Genomic DNA, 26,251 nt, shown 5'->3' with positions numbered 1-26,251 from the left:
AGTTAAGAACCACCAAATCTCTTATGTCTCCCGTTTGAGTTAACCGTTGAGTTCACACTTGAATTAACAATTATTTACAGGAGCTACACTATTATGTCTCATTTCAGCACTCTTCGCACAAAAATTACTGATGCCGAAGTCCTCAAGTCGTCTTTGCGCGATCTGGGTATTACCGTTAATACTGAAGCTGATGTTCGTGGCTATAACAGCCAGCGCATCCGTGCCGATATTGTAGCAACTCTTGAAGGTGACTATGATCTAGGCTGGTCTCGTAATGCTGACGGTTCTTTTGACCTGATTGCTGACCTTTGGGGTGTTGCCAAAAAGCACAACCAAACTGAGCTGATCAATTCGATCAACCAAAAGTATGCTGTTAACAAGGCTCTGACTGAAGTGAAGCGTCCTGGTCTCAGCAATGCCAATGTCAAACTCGTCTTGCAGTAAGGTGCCTAATCTTGCGAGTTAACTATGCAAATTAACAGGTTAGTCATCGTTGACTAGCCTGTTTTTTATAGAAGGCAAATCACAAGAAATAATACTAAAAATAATACTGAAGCGACAATCTGCGTTTCTCTGTAAATCTAAGATTTAAATCATACTCTTCCAATTTCTTGATTTTAAATGTAAGATTATGATACAAAATTTGAGCTAACGTCGCCCCAATGGAAATTGCGATCGCCCTCTTGCAACATTACAGCTTTGATCTTGGTGGATATACCATCAATGATTTGACTCGTGCATGGAATAAGTTTAAGCCTGAGTGGGTGCGCCAAGCTGTCATCGAATCATTGTTTCAAGGCAGATACAAAGCAATTTCCGTAAGCCAAATTTTGCAGCTATGGGAACGCAAAGGAGAACCAAACTGTCGCTATAACCGAGAATTTGAGCGATTGGTATGTGGTGATGTAGCGGTAATTTATGAAGATCGAATTTACTATACGCCCCCACGTACATCTACTCGTGAAGTGCCAATTACCGAAATAGCTCCCTTTGCTCCAGCCGAAAAGATTACTGCGCCGATTCCATTCCCCCGTCGTTCCAAGATTGCAGGTATTCCCATCGCTCCAGCTCCTCAACCTAAGTCCCCAAAATATCCTATGCGTCTAGCTTCTTTACCTTCAGGCACAACTAAATCTACTCAAGCCTCACCTACAAATTTAAAAGCAGAATATTCAGAAGCCTATCGTTCTGCCTATGAAAATATGACTTTGTTAGCAGAGACCTCAATATTTGTAGACAAGCTGCGGTCAATGTGTAGCGATCGCCTAGTTTTACCCGCCCCAGAATTTATGACTGAACAAGAGCAAGTAGAAGTTGCATCCGAGTAAAGAAGTGAGGCGCAAAGCGCCTCATTTCTTTTATTTGGCTAAAGCCTTCTCATGTTGTCCTCGTAACTGTCCACAAGCAGCATCTGACTCTAGCCCCCTAGTGCGGCGCACACTCACCGCAATTTTGTAATCTTCTAACACCTGTACAAAGGTTTGAATTGCCTTCTCGCTGGGGCGTTTGTAATCGGCATCAGTGACAGGATTATAGGGGATCAAATTTACATGACTTTGGAAGCCACGAATTAAATGTGCTAATTCCTGCGCCTGTTCAGCAGAATCATTAACTCCAGATAGAAGCGTATACTCAAAACTAATTCTTCTACCAGTAATTTCCACATACTCACGACAATCATCCATTAGGGCTTCTAGCGGATAGCGATCGGCGGAAGGAATCACTTGAGCACGAACCTGTTGATTAGGGGCATGGAGGCTGACTGCAAGCGTTACTTGGAGATGTTCCTTGGCAAATCTGGGGATTTGATTGGGAATGCCAACGGTAGAAACGGTAATGTTGCGTTGACCGATACCAATATCTTTATTGATGACATGGATTGCCCCAACAAGGTTCTCAAAATTCAGCAATGGCTCGCCCATACCCATGAAGACGATATGGCTGACGCGCTGCTGCATCACCTCTTGTACCGTCAGCACTTGGTCAATAATTTCATGCTTGGCTAAGTTGCGCCGAAATCCCCCTTTGCCTGTGGCACAAAAATCACATGCCATCGGACAACCAACCTGAGTCGAGACACAAACTGTTAAACGCTTGCTGGTGGGAATGCCAACGGTTTCGACAATTTCACCATCGGCTAATTGCAGAAGAAATTTCTCTGTGCCATCGCGACTTTGCTTATGGAGATGAATCTGCGATCGCCCAATTTCCACAGTTGGGTTTTGAGAAAATTGTTCGCGCCACGCTTTGGGGAAAACTGTAATATCTTCTAGATTTCTTGCCCCTTTTGTATATAGCCATTCATAAAGCTGTTTCCCTCGATAGCGTGGTTGACCTTGTGATTCCACCCATTCCGTCAGCTCAGATAGCGATCGCCCCAATAGTGGTAGGACTTTATTAGCGGAATTGGGCAAGGTATTGGCAATCATGGCAACGTAGCAAATGGTACAACTATAATGATCTTACTCAAAAATTAGAATCATTACTGTAACTTAATAGAGCCTCTGTCATAAATTTCTTGGTAAATTGGGATTTGTACAAGTAGGATGTCAAAGAATTTTATGAAACGCCGTCAATTTTTACTGACATTCGGTGGGGCATTGATTGGAGTACCCGTCATTGGTTCCTTGATTTATGATGCGATCGCCAAATCCAAAGCTCAAAAACAGACCTCATACGAACCAGCCACTGCTCAATCCCCTATAGCTAAATCGTCAAATATCGCTGACGCAAAAGTAAATTCAGACGCAGAAATCACCCTTGAGACTACGGAGGAGCCACTACTAAGATTTGCAGCGATCGCCGATAATGGCTTTGGTAGCCCCGATCAGTTTGCCGTTGCTAAGTCCATGTGGGACACCTATCAGCAAAAGCCCTATGGCTTCGTACTAATGGCAGGGGATAACATTTATTCCTATGGCGAAATTAAATTAGCCAAGGCATATTTTGAAGAACCCTATGCCCCATTGCTCAAAGAAAATGTGAAATTTTATGCAGTGCTAGGCAACCATGACATTATTAAATCTAACAATGGACTAGACCAGATTAATTACAAACCCTTTAACATGAGAGATCGCTACTATTCCTTCACCAAAGGTGAAGTTAACGAAGGAACCGTAGAATTCTTTGCGATCGATACAAATAACAATGCCCCTTGGGATGCACAACTTACATGGCTCGATCAGCAACTCGCTAAAAGCACTGCCCCTTGGAAAATTGTCTATGGACATCATCCCCTGTACTCATCGGGTAGACATGGTAGCAATCCCGAATTAGCGGCTAAGCTTGCGCCCATATTTGCCAAACACAAAGTCCCACTATATCTCTGCGGTCACGATCACGGCTATGAGCGATTTAATCCTATTGATGGCACGACCTATATTGTCAATGGCGGCGGCGGCGCACCTTTATATAAATTCGGGCGATCGCCACAAACCGCTTTTGTGAGTTCACAGTTTAGCTTCATGACTTTTGATGTCTATCAAGATAAAATCATCACCAAAGCGATCGCTACCGATGGCAAAGTATTTGATCGCTCCATAATTACGAAAACCATTTGATAGGAGTGTCCCAAAGTGTCACTTGTATCAATCTAACTAAACTACTAATTCCTATGAGCTTATACCTGTACGCGATTTTGCAAGCTGAAAGTCTGGATCTGATTAAAAATCTCGATCTCAAAGGTATGAATGCTCAGCCAGTCCAGTTTCACTCATTGCCACCTTTCGCGATCGTTTACAGTGAATCTCAACAGGATCGTTATCTCGCTAGCCGTGCCAACCTCATTGCCCATGAAACTGTTTTAGAATCGCTCATGAAAGCGATCAATCCGCATCAAGCAGTTCCCTTACCACTCCAATTTGGACTAGTAGTTGATGAATGGGAAGAAGTCCAACGCGATTTACTTATTCCCTATGAATCCAAGCTCAAGGATCTCATTAATAATCTCATCGGTAAACGAGAAGTTAGCGTCAAGCTATTTTGGAATCAAACCGAAGAGTTAAATCTTGCAGTTGCAGAAAATGAAGGCCTGCGCCAACGCCGCGAAGCACTAGTCGGAAAAATTTTGAGTATGGATGAAGCGATCGCGATCGGGCAAGAACTAGAAGCTGCGATCGAGCAACGTCAACAAATCATTGTTGAAGCATTTATAAATACCCTCAAGCCTTTATCCCATGACTACGCAGAAGGTGAACTACTCACAGAAAGTATGATCTATAACGGCTCTTTTCTCATTGATTGGGATACAGAAACTGAATTTGCTGCATCTGTTGAAGAGCTAGATAAACAATTTGAAAATCGCCTCAGAATTCGCTACAACGACTTCACCGCACCCTACAACTTTGTTAAATTTGAACGTCAATGAATTTTTAAAATTTAGATTAACGCGAGTTAGGAATAATTTGAAAAGGGCATTGAGAGAAGGTTTGCTATGCAAACCCTCTCTCAATGCCCAAAAGTAAAATCCTTGCATAGCAAGGATTTTACTTTTGGGCTTTTAAATTTTGCCAGATTAACCCGAACTAACGTTAGATTAGATTAGTCAATTGATATTTGTATATCAGTAGTCAGATGATCAATTTAAGTTTGTTAATATTAACGTAAGTTCAATATAGCCATTTGTGCCATGCATTAACTAATGATTATCTAAACTATTGAACAATCTTTAGTTAATCGTTGGTATATATCTACAAGCTTTCTTTCTTCATTTTCCCAGTTTAAAAAAGAATCACGAGCATTACAGACATTACGTTTGTATCGTAATAAGTTTTGCGGTTCCAAAATTTTAATAATACCTGCAGCAATATCTGTTGGTTGACTTGGATTACAAATAACTCCTAACTCATACTTTCTCGTTAGGGCAGAAATTTCTTTACACTGACTTACGATTATTGGTAAACCTGCGGCAATACACTCAAAGAGTTTATTTGGCATAGAATAATCATAATGTACACTCTGATCAGTAATTAAAACAGCACCTATATCAGCTTGAGCTAATGTTGACGCAATGTTATCTGGTAAAACTGGCGGAACAAAGATGACACGTTCCTCTATATTTAGTTCTTTAGCTTGTAATTCCAAACTGTTTTTAAGAATTCCATCTCCCATTAAGACAAGTACAACATCTTCTGGTAGATACAGCAAAGAAGATAGCAATTCAGGTAGGTGTCTTCCAAAGTTTAATGCTCCACTATGAACAATCGTTCGGCTCTTGCCAGTATCATAAAATGTAGAAGAGGGTTGAACAGTCCGTAGATCAACAGTATTAAAAATTACAACTGGTCTATTAACATCAAGAGTCTCTGCTAGTCGATCAGCAACCATTTCACCTACAGTTATCATTACACTAGCTCTTTTAGCTAAATATTTTTCCCAAGGACGTAAGTTACGATAAAGTCGGGGAGATTCATTGGGATACCATTGATCAAAAAATAATTCGTGAGAGTCATAAATAATCGGTCTATTCCAAATACCTGCGATCGCTACATGTAAAAGTGCAGGAAAATCATGGGCATGATATATACGAGCATTGATAGACCTTATAAAGTATGCACCCCGTATTAATACAAGTACGATTGCTACAATACTATCGTCAGATAGTAGAAACCGATGTATAGAAAAGAAAAACTTATGTAATACCTTTTTGATTCCATATTTAAACTTGTACCAACTTTTTGCTGAATTATCCTCATGATCTATTTCTTGCTTTTGGTACTCTGATATACGATTACTTAAAAAATCAGAGATTTGACAATAACTACTTGGCAGAGAAATACGACAAATAGTAAATCCTTTTACTACTTCTATACTTGGTAAGTCATGTCTATCTGGAGTTATTGCTAAAACAATAACTGACCAGCCATATTGTGTAAGACTATTGGCTTCTCTTAGAACACGAGCATCGTGAACTAGAGAGTTATGCACAACCATGCAAACATCTGGATGCTTATTCTCAAACATATTGAAAATACTATTTTCTCAGTTGAGTGATGACATATAAGGCTTGTGCTTAGAAATACATGCATCAATAAAATCAATATGTTGTTTTGTCCACAGCACAGTTTGTTCTAAACCTTTTGACAAATCAACTTGCGTTTCAAAGCCTAACTCTTGTTTAGCCTTATCTGTACTACCAAATCGCTTGCCAGAGTTATCCCAATTGCGTTTTGGACGATAATCAATAGGAGTTGAAGTACCTGTAATTTGGTTAATCAAAGTAGCTAGTTCCAAAATCGTTGTTTCAACGCCACTAGCTAAATTATATACCCCTCCAGCAATACCACGTGTTGCACAAAGCATTAAGCCACGAGCGATATCATCAACATAGATAAAATCTCTTGTGGCAATACCACCATTCTCAACTGTTAATGGCATATTTTTCAAAGAGCGGTAGACAAATGTCGGCGTGACATTTCGCCAAATGGTTGCAGGTGTTCCACGCCATTGCCCTGCACCTAATACTTCTCCAGGTCCGTAGACATTTTGAAAACGTGCTTTAACCACAGGCAATCCATGTTGTCTCAAATAATAATTAGAATAGAATTCTCCAATAATTTTCGAGATTTGATAAGGGCTATCTAGATAAAGAGAGACGGGATCATCTTCTGTAGTTGCTTTAGCTGTATCAAAAGTCTTCTCAGCTACTGTGCAGCCTGCGGATGAATAAACAACTTTTTTCAGGTTGGAGAAGTTTTTGATCTTCTCATAGAGCTTAAGAGTTGTTAGGGTATTATTCTCATGGTCGGCAAGAGGATCATGAATGGAACTTTGGTTTCCATGATATGTAGCAAGATGGAAAACATAGTCTAAATCTGTTGGTAAGCTGTCCAATATAGAATCATTAGTAATTGAACCTTCAACAAATGTTAAAGCTGGATTTTCAGGGAGGTTTTCTTTTTCTGCAGACAACAAATTGTCAACAACTATTACCTCTTTAGGAAAGGATTGTAATATCATTTTTACAAGGTTGCTACCGACAAATCCAGCACCACCCACCACCAAAACTTTTTGCGATTTGAAACCTTCCAAAGTATTACCTCACTTAAGATTTAGACATGATTAATTTAACAAAAACATCACCAAAAGCAATAATTTGCTTTTGGTGATTACTGGAAAAATCTACTTCTTCTCATCTACGAGCTTCAAGTGAGTAAAAGTTTGACTGATTCCATACTGTTTATACCAATCAATTGCAGCTTTCACTCCATGCTCCAAAGAAGTTGTAACTTTCCAATTGAAGTCTTGATTAGTTTTAGATGGATCAAGTAAAATTGTATAAGCATCATCAGCATTGCGTGGACGAACCTCCACCTCTTGATCTAGTTTAATATCTAGTGCCTTGACTGTCATATCAAACAATTCTTTGATAGAGTAATCTCCACCTGAAGAAATATGATACGGACCACATTCTCCCTTACCGTCAACTGCGCCCATAACGGCATCTACAAGATCACTTACGAAAATAAAGTCACGACGGGTATCCATCACAAAGCAAGGCTTGCCATTAGTCAAACGATAGAAGAAAGTTGGCAAAGGACCACTTAAATTTCTTGGTCCATAAGCATTAGCAAGGCGGAAAGAGATATAGTCTAAGCCACTCAATTTGATGTACTGCTCACCACCCGTCTTACTAATCGCATAGCTGCTACCTTCTGATTGAATGATGTGAGTTAAAGTAATGGGCTGCTCTAATGGTTTTAAGCCATAGCATAGAGCTGTTTGAAAATAGATTAGCCTTTTAATCCCTACCTTTTTTGACGCTTTAGTGATGTTAATAGTACCTACCACATTGGTATTGGCATCCTCTATCCAGTTTTCTGGATCTTTGTAAGAAGCAGCAGCGTGAATAACAAGCTCTGGTTGAAATTCATCAAAACATTTATCTACTAAACCAGCATCAGCAATGGTTCCCTCCACAACAGTCAAATTATCATGAGGTGTAAGATTATCACGTCGGCTTGTAGAATAGTTATCAATAACGAATACTTGATCACCACGACTCAATAAACGATCAGCAAGATGAGAACCAATAAAACCAGCTCCACCAGTGATTAAAACTTTCATAATTACTATTCCTCTACTAAATTTAAAACTTCCCTGTAGTAACCTGCGCGGTCATGAAACTCTTGTTGCCAGAGTTCTAGACAAAGCAATCCCCAAATCTTGCGACCAAACTTTGGTTCTTGCTTCAACTTATCTAAAATAACTTGGCTGTTAACTAGCTCTCGATTGAGTGCTGATTGCGAAGAAAATACATCATAGATAAATTCTTTGGCTTCATTTTGAATCCAAGAGTTTAGTGGGACAGGGAAACCCATTTTATCTTTACGCTCTGATACTGCTTTTGGCAAGTATTTTTGCATCGCATTTCGCAAAACATGTTTCATCGTACCATCTTTGAATTTAATATTTGAGGGAATTGTTGCAGCTAGTTCAATCAAAGGATGATCGAGAAAAGGGACGCGAGATTCTAATCCATGAGCCATACTGACCCGATCTTCAACATGTAGTAAAGCTGGCAACAAGGTCTTGAAGTCAAAGTGAGTCATGCTATCGAGGTAAGACTCTTGTTGAACATTTTTTACTCTAAAAATATCTAGAAATGTTTCAAATGAGTCGTAGTGATCAGAATTGATTGCATCCCAACGAATTTCATCTTGTAAAGTAGATGCACGGTTAATTAATCGATAATAGCGGCGATCAAGATCTTCAAATAAACCTTCTCTCCAAAATTCCTGTAGTAGAGGCTTATAGCTTTTTAGGGTCTGTAAATTAGGAATAATTGATTCATAGGTAACAATGAAATTACCAGAATTCATCGTCCCATCGATCGCCCCCTTGATACATTGCTCAAAATAAGCAATTAAATAGCGTGCATAGCCGCCAAAAATTTCGTCTCCACCCTGTCCACCAAGTACAACTTTGCGGTGCTGGCTAGCAAGTTGAGAAACCATATACTGTGGGAAAGACCCAGGTCCCGCCACAGGATAATCAAGGTGGTAGATCACTTTGCGAATGTTGTCCAGAAAATCTTGAGCAGTAATATCGATCTCATGCAGATTAAAGTTACCAAATTTGGCTACTTCGCGAGCATAATAACTTTCATCATAATCTGCCCCGATCGCAAATTTCCCGGTAAACCCTTCAAAGCTACTATTTGACACTTGAGAAGCAAGAGATGCCACAATACTTGAGTCTAGACCACCACTTAGATAAGCTCCTAAGGGAACATCGCTACGTAGGTGAAGCTCAACAGATTCTTGAAGTAATGATTGGATTTTCTCCTCAAAATATTTAGCGGTATGATCAAAGTCCAATTCATAATAAACTTCCCAATATCGTTCAACCTGTAATCGCCCATTTCTAACTGTTAGAGTATGACCAGGCAAGAGTTCATAAATATCTTTAAATAGCGTTTTGCCTGCTAAACAGAATTGAAATGTAAGGTAGTCCTGAAATCCATTTGGATTTGTAGATATTTCTGAGACAAAAGGCAAAAGAGCTTTTACTTCCGATGCAAAGTAAAGAACATCGCGAACCTGCGTGTAATAAAAAGGTTTAATTCCAAAGCGATCGCGAGCACAAAATAGTTCTTGATTTGCTTCATCCCAAAGGGCAAAAGCAAACATCCCTCGAAAATGCTTAACGCAGTCTTTGCCCCATTTACGATAAGCATGTAAAATCACTTCAGTGTCTGAGTGGGTTGCAAAGTTATCAGATCCTAGCTCAGAACGTAGCTCTAAGTAGTTGTAAATCTCCCCGTTATAAGTCACCCAGTTATTAAAGTGATCGCGCATGGGTTGACTACCCGAATCTAGATCGATAATGCTTAAACGTCTGTGTGCGAAACCAACTTGCTGCTGAGGATGAACCCAAACACCACAACCATCAGGTCCACGATGCTGTTGTATTTGGTTAATAGCTTTTAGATGACGATTTATAAAAGGGAGCGATTGTAGGGAAAGACTAACAGTGCCACCAATACCACACATAAATACCCCAAACTTTACTGAAGGAACTGCTTTTGCCTAATTTTTTGCAAATTCTTTTTAATTATTTGCTTTAGTTTAAACCAAAATGACTGCAACTTCAACTTAATGAGCTTTGGCAATAGAAAAAGTCTTCTTATATAAAAAATTGGGTTATTAAATATAGATATGATTAGAAGTTTAAATGAATACAACTTGCTATTTGTCAGTAATAACAGAGAACTCTCTGTGAGAATTTTTTGGCGTTCTTTTTTTATTGGTAAATGTTCTAATAAAAAACGATCAAATTCATCTATAAACTGTTGATAGCTATATTTACCTGATGCAACAATATCAGTATATGCGGTCTCAACTAATCTTTCTAAATAATAAGGATCTTGAAGTTTAGATAACACAGAATCAATATTACTAAAGTCTTTCTTGAGGGAAATATAGTGAATATCTGGCTTGAGGATTCCCGAATATTCTCCTTCAAATAAAATCAGGGCTGTTTTAAGTGCGATCGCTTCAAACATCTTTGGTGATATTTGATTCATCTTCACCTTTTTGGGGTCTTCTTTAAAAAAAAGATTGCGCGCCTCAACATAACTCATTTGAGGATTCTTTTTAAGGGCTAATTCTATATTTGCTCTGATATTGCCAAATTCATCAAAAATATTGGATCCACTTTCTGTACCCAAAGTTGCTTTACCACTAGACAAAAAATCATACCAACTATCTCCATATATGCGTTTACTATCATCACATTCAATATCATTATCAATCGATTTTTCTAAGCAAATTTGTTTCATCTTCAGACCGATCTCCAACTTCTCTTGACCTAAATCTCCATACCAATAGGGAAGCTTTCGACCTCGATAGACAATTGACAAATGACGTTCAGAAGTAGGAGTTACTTTAAAAGTCTGCAAATCATCTCCACTTTCAAGGCATTGAGGAACAAAACCAGTCAAGGTTGGAATAAATTCAACCATGGGGAATCGAGAATAAGGATAAATTTGATTAATATATTGACTCGGTATACAAGTAAATACAGCGTGAATACCAATATCTCTTATCCAAACACGAGCAATTTCCGTAGTGTCATACTCATCCTGAATAAATAAAACTTTATAGCCACTAAAATCTTTCAAAGCCTGAGAATAATATGGCGATAAATAGTTATTTATATTGACGCGAATACAGTAGTGAACAACTATAATATCGTAGTCTTGTAGAGAGATTTCAGGCTTTACAAATCCTGTAGCTGGAGCATAGTTTATATAGCATTTAGAAAATTTCTTAAAACTTTCTAAATGCTCTCTAACGGTATTAACGTGTATTGACTGAGCATCATATAATATAAGGACATTAAAGTGAGGCTTTAAAGCATTTATATCTTTCTTATTCTTACTCAGATTATCTTTTGATATTTGGCAAAGTATTTTATATATGCCTAAAATATTTACACTTTCCAAGCTAAAACTTGGCAGTTTGTGAAAAGTATTTGCTAGATAACTATTTCTAATTTCATCTGACTTACTAATCAATACATCTGATGTATATAAAGTAGCATTTAAAATATTGTTAAAGTAGTTATCATCAAGACTTAAAAAATCAAATTTTCGACATTCTTTTGTTGGATGAAATACTTTTAATGATGAGAAACCATTAATAATAAAGTCTATAAATAAAATATTATGTATCCAAACAATAGGCTTTATAAAATACGATTCCACCATAAATCTTCTGATTAAAGATGACTGCACCTCACCATATAGTTTATAAACATGAAGAATAATTGTTTTGTTATCTAATATTTCATGGTTTATATTTTTTTCATTAAGGTCTGGCACAATATATACAATAGGAAGATAGTCAAACAATTTTTTTGTAAATTGATGTTCTTCTAAATTAAATTCTTGACTATTTTCTTCTAGACACAATATTACCACACAGTCAAATATAGATAACAGATAGTTGTTAGATGTTTGATTGTCTTTCACCATTAGATTTTCTATGAGCTTGATTTCTATTTAATTGAAATAATCCCAAAAATTGCTCGCTTTATTTTTCCTAGTAATTTTCTTATTTTAAACTTTTGATTGTTTTGATATACCGTCTCTAAGGCTTTCGCGAAAGCAGCTTGGATAGTTAACGAAGAAATTAGTTTGGGTTGAATTTCATATTGAGCAATAACATCATCAAATTGAAGAATAAATTGCTCATAATTATATTTACCAGATAGGATTATATCCCTGAAAGCTGTCTCTGTTAAATGTTCTAAATAAGAGATATTATCTAATTTAGCCAATACTTGATCTAAATTACTAAAATCTTTTTTGAGAGAAATGTAATGTACCTCAGATTTTAGTATCCCAGAATAAGAACCCTCAAAAAGAACAAGAGCTGTCTTCAATGCGATCGCCTCAAACATTTTAGGAGAAATCTGATTCATTTTTACTTTCCCCTCATGTTCTACCAAATACTTTTGATGTATTTCCTCATAGGTCACTGCGGGATTCTTATCTATTTCCCCCTTTATATTTCTACGAATTTCTCCATAGTCATCAAAAACATTTGAGCCACTTTCAGTACCTAATGTAGCTCTGGCGTTAGAAAGAAAGGTATACCATTGATCTCCATAGATTCTTTTATCCTCATCCCACTCTATATCAACAGATATTCCTCTCTTTTCACATTCTGCCTTTACTACTTTGCCAATGTTTACTTTTTCTTGTCCTAAATCTCCATACCAGTATGCTAGTGGACGACCCCTATAACTAATTACTTTCTGTCTTTCTGATATTGGCTTAAATTCATTTCTGTTTTCTAGATTGCTCGGTACCCATCCAGTTAAAGTTTGGATAAACTTTACTCCTCTAAATCTTGATGATGGATAAATGTCTTCAATGAATTCTTCAGGTACACAAGTAAATAATATATTGATACCCAGTTCTTCTATCGATCTCCTTATTGTTTCTGTTTCATCATATTCATCTTGTACAAATGATATCTTTAATCCTTTATATCCCTTGAGCGCTTGACGATAAAAAGAGGATAAATGCCAATCAAAACTTAGCCTGATTGAGTAATGAGTAACTACAACATCAAATATTGATATGTCAATACAAAGTGGGTTACTAGAAGTAGCATGAACATAGAAAATATGATGGATTGAAAATAGGCTGAAACTTTCAACATATTCTCTGACCGTACTTGTATACAGTGAGTTCATGTCACATAGTATTAATATGTTTAGCATTTCTTTTGTTTTAATCACGCTAATAGTTTTAATGATTTACATACAAATTAATATTGATTTGTATTGTTGTATTTATATATACTAAAACACAAGATTTTTAAACTTCATCCATATCCCTCTTAATTTCCAAAACTTGCTATTTTCTACTTTCAAGATATAGTCTTGTAATTCATTCATTCTAAGTAGATCAATCATTAGAGGTTCTTCAAAAGCCTTTTGAATAGTGAATCCTGATACATTCTTACTTTGAATTTCATATTGAGCAATAACATCATCAAATTGAAGAATAAATTGCTCATAATTATATTTACCAGATAGGATTATATCCCTGAAAGCTGTCTCTGTTAAATGTTCTAAATAAGAGATATTATCTAATTTAGCCAATACTTGATCTAAATTACTAAAATCTTTTTTGAGAGAAATGTAATGTACCTCAGATTTTAGTATCCCAGAATAAGAACCCTCAAAAAGAACAAGAGCTGTCTTCAATGCGATCGCCTCAAACATTTTAGGAGAAATCTGATTCATTTTTACTTTCCCCTCATGTTCTACCAAATACTTTTGATGTATTTCCTCATAGGTCACTGCGGGATTCTTATCTATTTCCCCCTTTATATTTCTACGAATTTCTCCATAGTCATCAAAAACATTTGAGCCACTTTCAGTACCTAATGTAGCTCTGGCGTTAGAAAGAAAGGTATACCATTGATCTCCATAGATTCTTTTATCCTCATCCCACTCTATATCAACAGATATTCCTCTCTTTTCACATTCTGCCTTTACTACTTTGCCAATGTTTACTTTTTCTTGTCCTAAATCTCCATACCAGTATGCTAGTGGACGACCCCTATAACTAATTACTTTCTGTCTTTCTGATATTGGCTTAAATTCATTTCTGTTTTCTAGATTGCTCGGTACCCATCCAGTTAAAGTTTGGATAAACTTTACTCCTCTAAATCTTGATGATGGATAAATGTCTTCAATGAATTCTTCAGGTACACAAGTAAATAATATATTGATACCCAGTTCTTCTATCGATCTCCTTATTGTTTCTGTTTCATCATATTCATCTTGTACAAATGATATCTTTAATCCTTTATATCCCTTGAGCGCTTGACGATAAAAAGAGGATAAATGCCAATCAAAACTTAGCCTGATTGAGTAATGAGTAACTACAACATCAAATATTGATATGTCAATACAAAGTGGGTTACTAGAAGTAGCATGAACATAGAAAATATGATGGATTGAAAATAGGCTGAAACTTTCAACATATTCTCTGACTGTACTTGTATACAGTGAGTTCATGTCACATAGTATTAATATGTTTAGCCTCCTCCCCCTTTTACTCATATATCTAATTTTCTTTTTTTACAAGTATTTACATTGAGGTTTACTTAATTGCAGTTATATATAAATCTAAACCTAAAAAACGGGCAAAATTGTTCAATAAGCTTTCCCTATTAATTACTAGCTTCCCGTCAAACAAAACATATGTATCGAAATTCTGAACTTCAATAGAAACATTTGAGAAATCAGAAAACAGGCTTTTTACTTGACTAGAAGACACATAGTCAGTATGCGGTGCAGCTTCTCCCACAGCATTAGAATCATAGAGCGATCTGACAAATGTAGCAAAATTTTGTTTAGAATTTCTCTTAAAAAATTGCTTAAATCTTTGCCAAGGAACTTGCACAAGCTGACGAAAAGAGTTGCGGTTGTACAGCATAATAACTGCCTGCCCACCTGGTTTTAGCACACGATAAACTTCCGATATACTTTGGGGTAAGTCTCCAGTATGGTGTAAACATCCTATTGAGTAAACATAATCGAAACTGTTATCTTCATGGGGAATGCTGAGTGCCGAGCCTACTTTTATTTGCTCGTCTTTGTTTGCTTTTCCTAACTGATTTAGCCTATATTGTGCCATTTTGACAGGATTAGTAGCAATATCCAATCCAAAATAGTCGCAGTTAGTTGATGCCAGTAATTGACTAAGAGTTCCATAGCCCAAGCCAATTTCTAAAACTTTTTTATCTTCTAGATTCTTATTTTCAACATATTTAGGTAAGTATGGATAAATTTCGATGTAAGCTTTGTCAAATTCCTTTAAGGTTGCGTTATTAATTTCATTAATCCCTAAAGATTTAGCTAGCCCAGATCCACAAAGCTCATCCCAAAATTCTGAGTTCTTACGATCAATATCTCCCTGCATAACAACCCTCCTTTAAAAACATAAAAATGATATACAATTAATTTACAAAATATATACAAAATGCCTTATAGCATTGACTCAAAATTCCCTTTAAGTCGCCGAAAAAATTGTAATCCAAAATTGCCTAATATCCAGCTAATCAAACCAACATAAATTAAAGAAAGTATATTAGGTATTTGATGAAATATTAGAGCTTGTCGATAAGCTTGACAAATGATATAAAATGGATTAAAGGCAGATATAGACTGTAGCAATGGTGGTGTGCTAGTTTCAGGATAAAAAATAGGAGTCACAAACACCAGCATAATTAATAAGTTTGGCAAAATGATACCAAAATCTCTTACAAAAACATTAATTGCTGAAAAGAAAAAACCTATCGCAATGATAAATGTAAATTGCAGTATTATTGCAGGAATCACAAAAATTACATGCCAACTCATGGGATTTCCGTCAATTCCTAGTAGAATTGTCAAAAAACAAAGGCTCACAAATAGGGGAACCATTCCTGTAAGAGCCGCAGCAACTGGTAACAACTCGGTTTTAAAGGCAAGGTTTTTGATTAGCCCTGCTCCGGCGACAACTGACGTTGTAGAATTCAATAAACCTTCGGAAATTGCCAGCCAAGGGCCATATCCCGCAATAAGCCATATTGCGTATCCCAAATTTGTTTCTGCACCTGGTATCTTTGCTTTGAAAACATAACCAAATACAAAAGTATAGATTGCAAACATAATCATAGGATTTAAGATCACCCATAAGCTACCAAGTGTTGATCCAAGGTAGCGATCATGAATGTTCATCTTAAGAAAGTTAAAAATAAATCTTGCATCTTGTGATGTAAAGCCAGCGATAGAAATTTTTCTAATTTGTTTCCGAACAGATTTCATAGGTCTCGACAGAACATGGATAAAATAGTGCAGGTCTTCCACCAGTAGGAGCATTAGGTGGCGGCAGTACTTGCAGGATAGTAGACTTTGCAGCCACTATTTCACCCCTATCAAGTAGCTCACAGGCAACAACATACTTACCCTGACCTAAAACGAGTGGAGTCATATTTATTACAAATGCAAGAATGCCATGAAAATCGTTACTTGTAATAGTACTTTGATCGCTGAGTAAAGTATTTACAAATATTTTGCCATCAAGCCGTGTGATTTTTAGACGAACATCAGGACACTCAAGTAAAGTATCAACCCTGATGTGTAAAGTAATAGTTATATCTCTACCAGCAACCAAGATCGTTTGTGATTGCTGATTATCGCTATAACTAATAGAAATTTGGTTGATTTGGCAACCTTTCCTGAATGAAGTATCCTTGATTAGGCGAATATTTTGTTCAAGCAACGCAATTTCATCGTCATGATGCACAGCGTCCAGATAAGCATCGGTAACTGTTTGAGGATCGCCATCCATAACAATCTTTCCATGCTCCATCCAGATGCAACGATCACACATCTCAACAATAGTTGGCATAGAATGCGAAACTAAAATAACAATCCTCCCAAGATCACAGATCTCACGAATTTTCTTGCTTGCTTTAATTGAAAAGTTTGCATCTCCTGCTGAAAGAGCTTCGTCTATGATTAGGATTTCTGGCTCAATACACACTAACATCGAAAAAGCTAAGCGGCTCTTCATTCCTGTAGAGTATGTACGAACAGGATAGTCAATAAAATCGCTAAGATCTGCAAAGGCAATGATTTTATCAATCACTTCATCAATTTCTAGACGACTTTTACCTTGAACTTCACCATCAATATAAATATTATCCCGACCAGTCAATTCTTCTCGTAGACCAACACCAAGTGTCATTACTGCCGTAACTTTACCTTTTTTTTCTACAATTCCAGAAGTTGGCTTAGCAATATCAGCGATGATTTGTAGTAATGTTGATTTACCTGCACCATTAGATCCAATGATGCCAACCCGCTCACCATTAAAAATCTCAAAAGAGATATCATCGATAACAACCTTGTCATTTCTTCCCTTAGACATTGTGTTAGCTCGCTTGCCTTGAGATGAAGGTTGAACCTCTGATACTTGAATATGGTAAATTTTTGAGAGATTTTTAACACGAATAAACATTTTTAAGACAAGTTCTCCAGTCTATTCCATTTCAAAGGAAGATTAATACCATTATCACAGGCATTAACATTTTTATTTTCATTATTTTGAACTATCAAGTAGAGCGGAGAACCACTGATCCAGTTACGTCCATCATAGCCAATAGCAAAAACTTTTCCAGCCTCTGCAGGTTTGCAAAGTGCTAACCCAAGTAGATATCGCCCCGGAGAAAGCGGCAACTTTGGGATCTTCAGACACACTTTATGAGTTCCGACTTTAGAAGTGAGTGGCAAGTTAACTTGCATCATCATCACTTCCCAACCTATCCCTGGAACAAACATTTCGATTGTGTAAGCTAAGCTAACCGAGACAGGGAGAGTTAAATGAATTGTGAAACAGATCTCAACATCTTCGCCAAAGTTCACAATCCACTCCTTTGCCATATCTTTGTCAAAAGTAGCTCCTTGTAAAGATTCAGCTTTTGTAGCTGATTGTTGAATATAGAATCTAACAAGCTCAAGGGTAGGTGCTGATTTTATTAGACTACCGCGCTCAAGAATACAAGCTGAAGAACAAAGCTTGAGAATAGCTGTAAAGTCGTGGGTCACCAGAACCCCTGAAGCTCCTTTTAGTAGTCGTTTCCGAATCCTCTGCCAACATTTCGCTTGGAAGTGTTCGTCGCCCACCGAAAGAGCCTCATCAATTAAATAAATATCCCAATCTAGAGTTGTGGCAGTTGCAAAATATAGACGGGCTCTCATTCCCGATGAATAGGTATAGATTGGTGCATCAAAGTAATCGAAGAGTTCTGAAAATTCATAAATCTCATCAAGTAAAACTTTTAAGTCTTTCCTCTTTGCTCCCTGAAGAGACAAAAGTCTTGCTGCATAACCTCTTCCTGTGAGATTTGGATTACCAATTCCACCAAGTTCAAAAATACCTGTCAAACTTCCTTCTAGATATACACTTCCATTTGTAGCAGTATAATTACCTCCCATAATTCTGAGAAGAGTACTTTTTCCTGAACCATTATTTCCTATAATCCCAACTACTTCCCCTTTAGGTATATTTAAAGAAACATTCTCCAAAGCCAGAATTTTCTTTAGAGAACTATGTCCACATAGCATTTGCCAATAAGCTTTAGTGTTACTAACCAGAAAGACCTTACTGACATCATCACAGATCAATGCAAATTCCGTATCTTCTGTTGTTTTTTGCATAATCTTTAGGTTACAGACAAAGGTCAAAATTACTATTTAGTGCTTTAGGTAACTTTATTTATAGCAATATATTGCTCTAGGTTCCCTTGCATTAGTGCATCATAAACCATCTCATATCTCTCAGCACAGAGATCAGCACTATGCCATTTTAATGCATAGTCTTTGCCTAGTCTTCCTAATTGTTTTCTTTTATTCTCGTCTAACAACAGATCCTTTAGCACATCATACAGTGTTTCAGGAGTCGCTGATACTAAAGGACATTCATCCAAACTAAGCGCTCTACGAGAGGGATTAACATGATAAGAATTAATATAGCAAATAACAGGCTTACCAAGCATCATACCCTCTCTGGCATTAGCCCCATACCTACCTGCATAAAGTTGGTCAACAATAACGTCTGATTGCAATTGTAGATAACGAACCTCTGAATTTTTCATATCTTTAGCAAATATTAAACGCACTGGCATTCCCTCAGCTTTTAATTGCTCAATCACCTCAAAAACGTAGGAGGTTCCTTTGGCATTACGTCCTTGCTTTGTTCTCAATTCATAGTTGCCAACAGCATGATACACAATCAATTCACCTACCTGACGTTCAACTTTGAAAGCATCAGGAATAGGTAGATCAGAATTCCAAAAATTTGGATCGAGGCACATAGTAGTTGGCTCAAAATAAACCTTTGGAGAATCAAGATAATCTAGGGCAGGATATGTTTCGGCGAAAATCACGTCACAAAACTGATCGATTTTCCGTCCCCAGTGTAAGTTTTTTTGATCGGAGCAAACAGTGGGTATATCTTGCCAAGGACAATTAGAGCAAAAATTTTTTCCAGGATCCATAGATGACCATAAAGTAACAGATGTTTGAGAAACAGCACTACTACATCCACTAATAGTATATGCAACTTTTTTGCCCATACGTTTCCATTCCATGATGTCAGGTGGCTGATCGCTGAGATAATGTTCGGGAAAGAACGACATTAATCCATCTCCTGCAAAATGAAGCAGCTGAAATCGCTGTTTGGCATTCTCAAATAGTTCTTCTATCTGGCTAGTCATCAATTGATGATTAGATGAATAAAGATTATAATCTTCGCCATGATAAAAGTTTGCATTCGAGCCATTAATCGGATCTTCATAACTAACACTAATAGCATCCCACCCCCTACGTCTTAATGCTTGAGCGAGGTAGAAGAAATGATAATAACTATTGTTTAAAAAAATGACACTGCGAGAGCGATACGAGATGGCTCCTACTTCTCCAAGCATCTCTCTACGAGCCTCTTGCATTTGCTTTATTCTAAAATCAGAAATTAATGGATTTAAATCTCTATTCAAGAAATTAAATTTTGCTGTAAGCTTGCTTTCTAATGAGCCAAGTCTACACTCTAGTAAATCGATTTTGCCCTCTAACAGGCTAATTCTACTACGAAATGAATTCTGGGTTTCTTTATATCTTCTATAGGCACGTCTAAAGAATAAAAGTGCTATTACTAATCCAGCAATAGCAACAACAATTAATAAAGACAAAAACAGATATAGCCAATAAATCATTTGTAGGGTTATCACATTTATATTTTAACTAAGTTTAAAAATTTCTCTTCCCTATCTATTGAATTAGCTTACGGGTTCCTGCAAATCCACAGTTCATAAGTGCATCAATAATTGAGAGCCCAGCATTAAATTCAGACGATTTGATTTGTGAGTAGTGTGGATGTATAAAATCTTGATAAATCAAATCAATTCCTTCTTTAGAAAATTTTTCATCTTCTTGATATTCACTTGCTCCGCCACCACACAAATATGCATCACCTCCAACACTCTTAATAATTGAAATAAGCAGATCTGTCGCCTTGCCTTCTAGTGCCAATGAGGATGTATTGATTATTTCAATAGAATTAAGATCAAGTTCTTTAGCAATTGCACAAATTACAGATACATTAAAATCACAAAGCATTGAGGTTGGTTGTTCAATTAAATCTTGGAGAAATGGAAAGACAGAATTAAAAAAAGGTGAGCAACCATACTCCATCTTAACAGTTCTTAATAACTTTTGTCTCCATGGTTGAGATGGATCAAATTGAATTTGATCTATTGGTAAAACTCCATGATAAGAACGTTGTATAGGAGCAGTTATCCAATGTGGTTTTCCATTAATTAATATTCTGACCCGATTTAGCCAATTGCCTTTGCATTGACTTTTAGGAAATTGCATAGTATCGGCGAGGATAAAAATATTGCTGCGTGCAATCTTGTTAAAAAAGCCTAACCAAGGAAAAAAGTTTGGTTGATGGATTGCAACAACGATATTTGGCTTCTGAGAATTCTTTATTAACATCAAAACTTACCTATTACGGTTATTATTGCACAATATAATCATCTCTAAGAAGCCCCATAATAATAACATCTATATATTTACCATCAATATACGCTGACTGTCGTAAAACACCTTCTTTGAGAAAACCAATTTTACTGTAGACTTTCAAAGCTGCTATATTATCTTGAAAAACTTGTAAGAAGATCCGATTTAAATTTAGATCGTAAAATGCAAAATACAAGAGAAGCTTTAATGCTTGTGTTCCGTACCCCAGTCTACGATAACTTGGTTCACCAATACGAATTTGTAACTCAGCAGATTTATGGATTGGATGAATACTATGTAATTGACAAGAGCCAATCAATTGATTTTTTTCTATTAATCGAATACCAAAGATAAAGGAGTCTTTCTTAATACTTTGGGAATCAAACCACTCTTGATGCTGTATTTCAGAAACTGGTTTATAGGAAGAATTAAGCAATATTTGCTCTCGGTTATTTATCCAAGTAAATAAAATAGACAAATCTTCTTGCAATAGCGGACTCAGATATATATGGGTAGATTTAAGCATAGTCAACCTTTGGAAATTACTATTGAAGACTTGCAATATCTACATGATCAATTTGAAATAATCTTAGACTATTATAAGTCGCCTCACGTTCCATGAGACTATTTTGAATAATATCAAACTGATTAAAGAGAATCATCATCCATTTTTGATCTAGGTTAATTTCTTTTTTAGTCCACCATTCAGGATGTAAAAGTAATTGCAACTTTTGATACTGATGTTGATAAAATAGATCACTTGGACACCCTTCTTTCCAACTCATATTACTATCAGATAGATAGTGAACACCAGCCATATCAAAACGATCATAGGTGTTTAAGCAATTTAGTTTAATTTGGTTATCTAGAATCCTAAATGAGGGTTGATGAAATGATACAACATCAACCAATACATTAAATTCTTCTGACAACCATGCTCTTTCCTGATCAACATGAATAGCTATTTCATAACTTTCCAAATTTTCATATGGCTGAGCATCAAAATGAAGCCCTACCCAATGCCCCAAACTTATTATCTCTTTAACAATTTTCTTGCAGGGGAAACTCATAAGATTATAGATTGCAGATCTCAGCATTACAAAATAAGTGCTACGGATTCCCATTTCAAATTCAATTCGCGCAATTGATAAGGCAGCACTGAGATCGTTGTCACAGTCATGGCGTAATAAGCAAATATTTTGTGTGCTTGTAAGATGGTGTCTTAAATCACTATAACTTATAAACTTATAACCACTTTGCAATGCAGAATGCATTATGTATCTATAGTGTTCATGGGTAAAAGAAGACATTTATGTACTATCTCGTATATACGCTAATCAATCATCATACGTAGTCCTTCTAACAATGATATCTGTGGATACACGCCTAATATTTTTTTCATTTTTGCGTTATCCCCTAATACATTACCAGTTGTAATATCTGAATTATAAACAATTTCTGATGATTTTCCAGTTACTTTAGAGATCAGATGGACGAGATCGGTAACTGTTACTTTTTCATCGCCAGAAATGTTGAATATCCCAGACTCTGTTGAAAGGAGTGCAGATTCAATAACTCTGACAGCATCAAAAACGCAGATAGGATTCATCATAATTCCTGGGTTACCTGCGACTGATATTGATTCTCCAGACTGTATTTTTCTTATAAGATTGGCTACAAGTTGTCCACTTTGTCTAGCGCCATAGACAAAAAAGAATCTACAAATAATAGTTGAGAATAAGTTCTGATAGCTTTTAACAAATAGCTCTGCAGCAAATTTCGATGCAAAATAATGTGAAAGGGGCATCTTGTGGAACTCTTCAGGATGAATTATTTCTTCTTCTTGAAATGGTAATTCTCCATAGCCATAAAGCCCACCTGTGGATGCTAAAATAAAAGTTTTAGCATTAGCTTTTCTCGCATAATCTAATAATTGAATAGTACTATAAGTATTTATCTGAAAAACTTCTATTGCCATTTCTGGAAAAGAGCGATAATCTTTGGACTGAGCAAGATGTACCACTCCATCAATACTTTCAGGCAATAATTTAAAATCCAGAGGCTTGGTTAGGTCTTGCTCAATCCAATGAACTGCGTCATTATTAGAAGTAGCAGCTATATTTCTCGTAAAAGCATATATTTGAAATCTTTGCTGCAATCTTGTAAGAAGGTGATTCCCGATAAACCCAGTTCCACCAGTAATCAGTATCCGTGGCATCATAGTTAATAATTGTTTCTTAAATTTTACAAAACACAATAGTTGATACATAGCAATCTTAAATATTTTGTAGAAGCTTCCTCAAACTCAAAATCTACGAATAATTTAAGCCTGCTGTTGTGATGGGACAGATGCAATTTATATTACTATTTTTATTTCTGATAAGTTATTTTTTTGAACCTCGCATAGTAATGCCATAGAAATCAACATACTCGTGAGTTACGTACAAGTTGGCATTTTCAAACCATCCTCTTATCTCTTCAACAGTATGTCTAGTGCAATTTTGCGGGTGATACCAATCATAGTTGATTACAATATTATCTCTCATTGACATTTCAGCATTCCAAAAGCATTTCATAAAGAAATGATAAATTAATCTTTGAATGTCATATTCCCCCCCCTCTATTCCTAAAATTTCAACAGTAGGTACTTTTATTAACTTATTTTGTTCAGCCAAAGCCCTACCAAACATAGTAATTTGTTCAGAGATCTTCATTGCTTCTTCATATGGCAAGCCTGCTATTTTTTCTCTTATAAAATCATCCACAAATTCACGGACTGGAGCTTTTTGCTTGTATACATAAATTGCAATTTCTCCCTCATTTTCAAGTAAATCAACTAAATTAAGAAATGATTGTTTTGGATTATTTGTATGGTGAAGAACTTCTTGACAATAGATAAAATCAAACTGACCTAAATCAGATAAGTCTTCTAAAAGATCCTTCTTGTAAAAAAAGATATTTTCACTGCCTGATAGATTTTCTTTTGCAATCTCAGAAGAGACTATATCAAACCCAACTATTTTTGTTACAATAGGATCGGAATACTTTCTTAGTAATGCAGTAACTCTACCATTGCCACAACCAGCATCTAGGATTTTTTTCTTCGCAGACAGAAAGTTTTGTAAAGATTGCTTGTTTTTAAATCCATTTCTAGTCAAAATCCAATTAAAAATATCTGAATTTTCACGAAGTGTTTCTAAAAAAGCTGTATCAGGATTATTAGACCATTTGTTCCTAAAACTTTCTTCAGTATTGTTGAGATTAGTCATGATATTTGCTATTTTCTATTATTTAAATTGTTTTTCCTAAATTAAATCTTTAAATAAAGTATCCATGGCAAGGATTTCTAAGTTATTATGGAGAATAGACATCGAATGGGTATAAACGCCCTCTAATAATTTCATCTCAAAAATGAGTTAGAATTACTATTCTGACGTAAGAACATGTTTTTTGCAGACTAAAATTATAGCAAATTAGGCTATTAATATTCTAGGTACTTTTTAGGCAAATTATTTTCCAGTAGAGGATGATGTATGTATGGAGAACTCTTATTGTATGAAGACAAGAGTGGATGAAAAAGATTCATCAAATTTATGTCTTTACCATAGAGAAGCTTTTCACAAACAGATCCAAATATATATTGTGCCGCTTTACGGGAGTGATATTTCTCCACATACTGTCTGCCAGCAATACCTAGCTCTTGTCTTAGTTCTGGATGTTTGATTAGAGTCCTTAGGTTTATGAGCAAGTTTTCTGGTGTAGTAGATACTATAGGACATTCATCTAAATAAGAATAGCGACGAAGTAACCGAGTATATACTTCAAAATCTAGTGGTGACATGACTGGCAAACCTGATGCCATTCCCTCAATACCACTGAGCCCATAGCGAAGAATAAACTGCTCTGCTAAGATATCAGCCTCTTGCATAAGTTCCCTTACTCGTTCATTTGGTACTCCTTCCAACAAAATTAAGTCAATTTGTAAGCCTTCAGCCTTCAACTGTTCAACGGCATGAAGTAAAAATTCTGTTCCTTTAACTGCTCTGTGATTGGGAGTATGGATGACTCTCACAACTCCATTAATTCCGTCATTCTGAGAATAATATTTTTTAGGTTGCCATTGAGATTCATCAATGCATACATAATTAACTGGTAGCACGTCCCATCGACTAATACCATCGACTACCCCAAAGACTACAATGTCGGCATTTTCTTGCCAATATCTCACCTTAGCGGCAATAGTTTCTTCAGATCTTCCTGCTTGAGGATAATCTGAAATTAAGACATGCCTAAGACAAGGATTGAGGATTTGGGAATAAAGCCATGTATCTCCACCATAGGAAGCTAGAACAGTCTTAATACCTGCTTGTTGTAGCAATTGTGATTCAAAATCCCATAATGGTGTAGAGCCAAAGGCTCCACCTAAAAATGGAATAAATACAATACTTGCATGTTCTAGGATATAGAGCATTGAAAAATATGGAGATAATCGCGTTTTTAATATCTCATTAGTTAGCCATGTTGGTATGAGCTCCTCAAAGTAGATATCAAAATCTTCTCTCTTATACACTGAGTAATAATGAGTAACAAGGGTGTTTGATTTCCAACCAATATCTGACATTGCATTTGATAAGTACTTGTTATTGATTAATGGAACAGTTCCCCAAATCAACTCAGTTTCTTTTCTTTCAAAAAATCTAGCCGAATTACAAAATGCATCCTTGGCAGCATCAATTTTATTACACTCAACAAGAGCCATCCCAAGAAAAAAAAATGTCCTTGCATGGTTTGGGTATATAGCCAGAACTTTCTGATAATAATCTACAGCATTAGCGGGCTTTCCCAAATTAATAAATCGGTTCGCTTCAGCGATATACTCATCAGCCAAAGCAATTTTCTCAAGGTCTGTAGGTGGACAAGTTGAATAATCACGAAGATTCTTTAAGTTCTTTGCTTGATTCCAGAAACACTTAAGATATTTTTTGAAGAGTTTTTCACCTTTCGCAATTATTTTTTGTGTAAGAGCCATTGAGCAGGAAAACCTCAGAAAATCACTTAGTTAGAGTATAAAGGTTATTCGCACTTTCAATGTTTTCTCCATACAATATAAACAAAAAATTTATTTAATCTAGTCTGTATAAGAAAACACAGAATAAAA

The 26,251-nt window shown here is 36.2% G+C and carries 23 protein-coding genes; 4 read left to right on the top strand and 19 right to left on the bottom strand.

Annotated elements, in window-relative coordinates:
- The first annotated feature begins 93 nt into the window (after nucleotides 1–93).
- Nucleotides 94–444, top strand: coding sequence for a DUF1257 domain-containing protein (locus tag NMG48_RS10670; RefSeq protein ID WP_126384940.1), 351 nt, complete (start codon nucleotides 94–96; stop codon nucleotides 442–444).
- A 218-nt stretch (nucleotides 445–662) separates the two neighbouring features.
- Nucleotides 663–1,328: a hypothetical protein gene (locus NMG48_RS10665; RefSeq protein WP_271255200.1), complete on the top strand. Its 666-nt coding sequence runs from the start codon at nucleotides 663–665 to the stop codon at nucleotides 1,326–1,328.
- A gap of 30 nt (nucleotides 1,329–1,358) precedes the next feature.
- Here the strand turns inward: NMG48_RS10665 and rlmN are convergent, their stop codons facing one another.
- Complete coding sequence (gene rlmN / locus NMG48_RS10660; protein ID WP_271255199.1) at nucleotides 1,359–2,429, bottom strand: 23S rRNA (adenine(2503)-C(2))-methyltransferase RlmN; 1,071 nt, start codon at nucleotides 2,427–2,429, stop codon at nucleotides 1,359–1,361.
- A 117-nt stretch (nucleotides 2,430–2,546) separates the two neighbouring features.
- On the opposite strand from rlmN, the gene NMG48_RS10655 reads away from it, so the two are divergent.
- Nucleotides 2,547–3,560 carry a metallophosphoesterase gene (locus tag NMG48_RS10655; RefSeq protein ID WP_271255198.1) on the top strand — a complete coding sequence of 338 codons (1,014 nt, stop codon included), beginning with the start codon at nucleotides 2,547–2,549 and terminating at the stop codon, nucleotides 3,558–3,560.
- 53 nt (nucleotides 3,561–3,613) lie between these two features.
- A complete protein-coding gene (locus NMG48_RS10650) occupies nucleotides 3,614–4,366 on the top strand; it encodes a GvpL/GvpF family gas vesicle protein (protein ID WP_271255197.1) in 753 nt (250 codons plus the stop codon).
- A 281-nt stretch (nucleotides 4,367–4,647) separates the two neighbouring features.
- Here NMG48_RS10650 and NMG48_RS10645 read toward each other — a convergent pair whose 3' ends face one another.
- The 18 genes from NMG48_RS10645 to NMG48_RS10560 form a co-directional block, all read right to left on the bottom strand.
- Nucleotides 4,648–5,961: a glycosyltransferase gene (locus NMG48_RS10645; RefSeq protein ID WP_271255196.1), complete on the bottom strand. Its 1,314-nt coding sequence runs from the start codon at nucleotides 5,959–5,961 to the stop codon at nucleotides 4,648–4,650.
- Nucleotides 5,962–5,979: 18 nt separating this feature from the next.
- Nucleotides 5,980–7,029 carry an NAD-dependent epimerase/dehydratase family protein gene (locus NMG48_RS10640; protein ID WP_271255195.1) on the bottom strand — a complete coding sequence of 350 codons (1,050 nt, stop codon included), beginning with the start codon at nucleotides 7,027–7,029 and terminating at the stop codon, nucleotides 5,980–5,982.
- Between the two features lie 90 nt (nucleotides 7,030–7,119).
- The gene (locus NMG48_RS10635) at nucleotides 7,120–8,064 is read right to left on the bottom strand and encodes an NAD-dependent epimerase/dehydratase family protein (protein WP_271255194.1); all 945 of its coding nucleotides are present in this window, start codon (nucleotides 8,062–8,064) and stop codon (nucleotides 7,120–7,122) included.
- Between the two features lie 5 nt (nucleotides 8,065–8,069).
- The gene (gene asnB, locus NMG48_RS10630) at nucleotides 8,070–9,992 is read right to left on the bottom strand and encodes an asparagine synthase (glutamine-hydrolyzing) (protein ID WP_271255193.1); all 1,923 of its coding nucleotides are present in this window, start codon (nucleotides 9,990–9,992) and stop codon (nucleotides 8,070–8,072) included.
- 14 nt (nucleotides 9,993–10,006) lie between these two features.
- Nucleotides 10,007–11,977 (bottom strand): hypothetical protein, encoded by a 1,971-nt coding sequence (locus tag NMG48_RS10625; RefSeq protein ID WP_271255192.1) that lies wholly within the window; start codon nucleotides 11,975–11,977, stop codon nucleotides 10,007–10,009.
- Nucleotides 11,978–12,000: 23 nt separating this feature from the next.
- Nucleotides 12,001–13,251 carry a hypothetical protein gene (locus NMG48_RS10620; protein ID WP_271255191.1) on the bottom strand — a complete coding sequence of 417 codons (1,251 nt, stop codon included), beginning with the start codon at nucleotides 13,249–13,251 and terminating at the stop codon, nucleotides 12,001–12,003.
- Between the two features lie 63 nt (nucleotides 13,252–13,314).
- Nucleotides 13,315–14,541, bottom strand: coding sequence for a hypothetical protein (locus NMG48_RS10615; RefSeq protein ID WP_271255190.1), 1,227 nt, complete (start codon nucleotides 14,539–14,541; stop codon nucleotides 13,315–13,317).
- A gap of 85 nt (nucleotides 14,542–14,626) precedes the next feature.
- Nucleotides 14,627–15,448 (bottom strand): class I SAM-dependent methyltransferase, encoded by an 822-nt coding sequence (locus tag NMG48_RS10610; protein WP_271255189.1) that lies wholly within the window; start codon nucleotides 15,446–15,448, stop codon nucleotides 14,627–14,629.
- Between the two features lie 65 nt (nucleotides 15,449–15,513).
- On the bottom strand, nucleotides 15,514–16,335 hold the full coding sequence (locus NMG48_RS10605; RefSeq protein WP_271255188.1) for an ABC transporter permease: 822 nt from the start codon (nucleotides 16,333–16,335) through the stop codon (nucleotides 15,514–15,516).
- Nucleotides 16,310–17,533: an ABC transporter ATP-binding protein gene (locus NMG48_RS10600; protein ID WP_271255187.1), complete on the bottom strand. Its 1,224-nt coding sequence runs from the start codon at nucleotides 17,531–17,533 to the stop codon at nucleotides 16,310–16,312. Before NMG48_RS10600 ends, NMG48_RS10605 begins: the two co-directional genes overlap by 26 nt.
- 2 nt (nucleotides 17,534–17,535) lie before the next feature.
- Nucleotides 17,536–18,732 carry an ABC transporter ATP-binding protein gene (locus NMG48_RS10595; protein ID WP_271255186.1) on the bottom strand — a complete coding sequence of 399 codons (1,197 nt, stop codon included), beginning with the start codon at nucleotides 18,730–18,732 and terminating at the stop codon, nucleotides 17,536–17,538.
- Between the two features lie 44 nt (nucleotides 18,733–18,776).
- Nucleotides 18,777–20,261, bottom strand: coding sequence for a glycosyltransferase (locus tag NMG48_RS10590; RefSeq protein ID WP_271255185.1), 1,485 nt, complete (start codon nucleotides 20,259–20,261; stop codon nucleotides 18,777–18,779).
- Between the two features lie 79 nt (nucleotides 20,262–20,340).
- On the bottom strand, nucleotides 20,341–21,069 hold the full coding sequence (locus tag NMG48_RS10585; protein WP_271255184.1) for a WbqC family protein: 729 nt from the start codon (nucleotides 21,067–21,069) through the stop codon (nucleotides 20,341–20,343).
- A 22-nt stretch (nucleotides 21,070–21,091) separates the two neighbouring features.
- A complete protein-coding gene (locus NMG48_RS10580) occupies nucleotides 21,092–21,583 on the bottom strand; it encodes a GNAT family N-acetyltransferase (protein WP_271255183.1) in 492 nt (163 codons plus the stop codon).
- Nucleotides 21,584–21,638: 55 nt separating this feature from the next.
- Nucleotides 21,639–22,403, bottom strand: a complete 765-nt coding sequence (locus NMG48_RS10575) for a hypothetical protein (protein WP_271255182.1) — start codon at nucleotides 22,401–22,403, stop codon at nucleotides 21,639–21,641.
- Between the two features lie 23 nt (nucleotides 22,404–22,426).
- Nucleotides 22,427–23,314 (bottom strand): NAD-dependent epimerase/dehydratase family protein, encoded by an 888-nt coding sequence (locus NMG48_RS10570; RefSeq protein ID WP_271255181.1) that lies wholly within the window; start codon nucleotides 23,312–23,314, stop codon nucleotides 22,427–22,429.
- A 163-nt stretch (nucleotides 23,315–23,477) separates the two neighbouring features.
- The gene (locus tag NMG48_RS10565) at nucleotides 23,478–24,362 is read right to left on the bottom strand and encodes a class I SAM-dependent methyltransferase (protein ID WP_271255180.1); all 885 of its coding nucleotides are present in this window, start codon (nucleotides 24,360–24,362) and stop codon (nucleotides 23,478–23,480) included.
- A gap of 212 nt (nucleotides 24,363–24,574) precedes the next feature.
- Nucleotides 24,575–26,122 (bottom strand): hypothetical protein, encoded by a 1,548-nt coding sequence (locus NMG48_RS10560; protein WP_271255179.1) that lies wholly within the window; start codon nucleotides 26,120–26,122, stop codon nucleotides 24,575–24,577.
- Between the last annotated feature and the right edge of the window lie 129 nt (nucleotides 26,123–26,251).

Source organism: Pseudanabaena sp. Chao 1811 (assembly GCF_027942295.1).
In the GTDB taxonomy this organism is placed as follows: domain Bacteria; phylum Cyanobacteriota; class Cyanobacteriia; order Pseudanabaenales; family Pseudanabaenaceae; genus Pseudanabaena.
The sequence above is the reverse complement of the archived record's forward strand: the minus strand, read 5'-3'. Positions and strand labels throughout refer to the sequence as shown.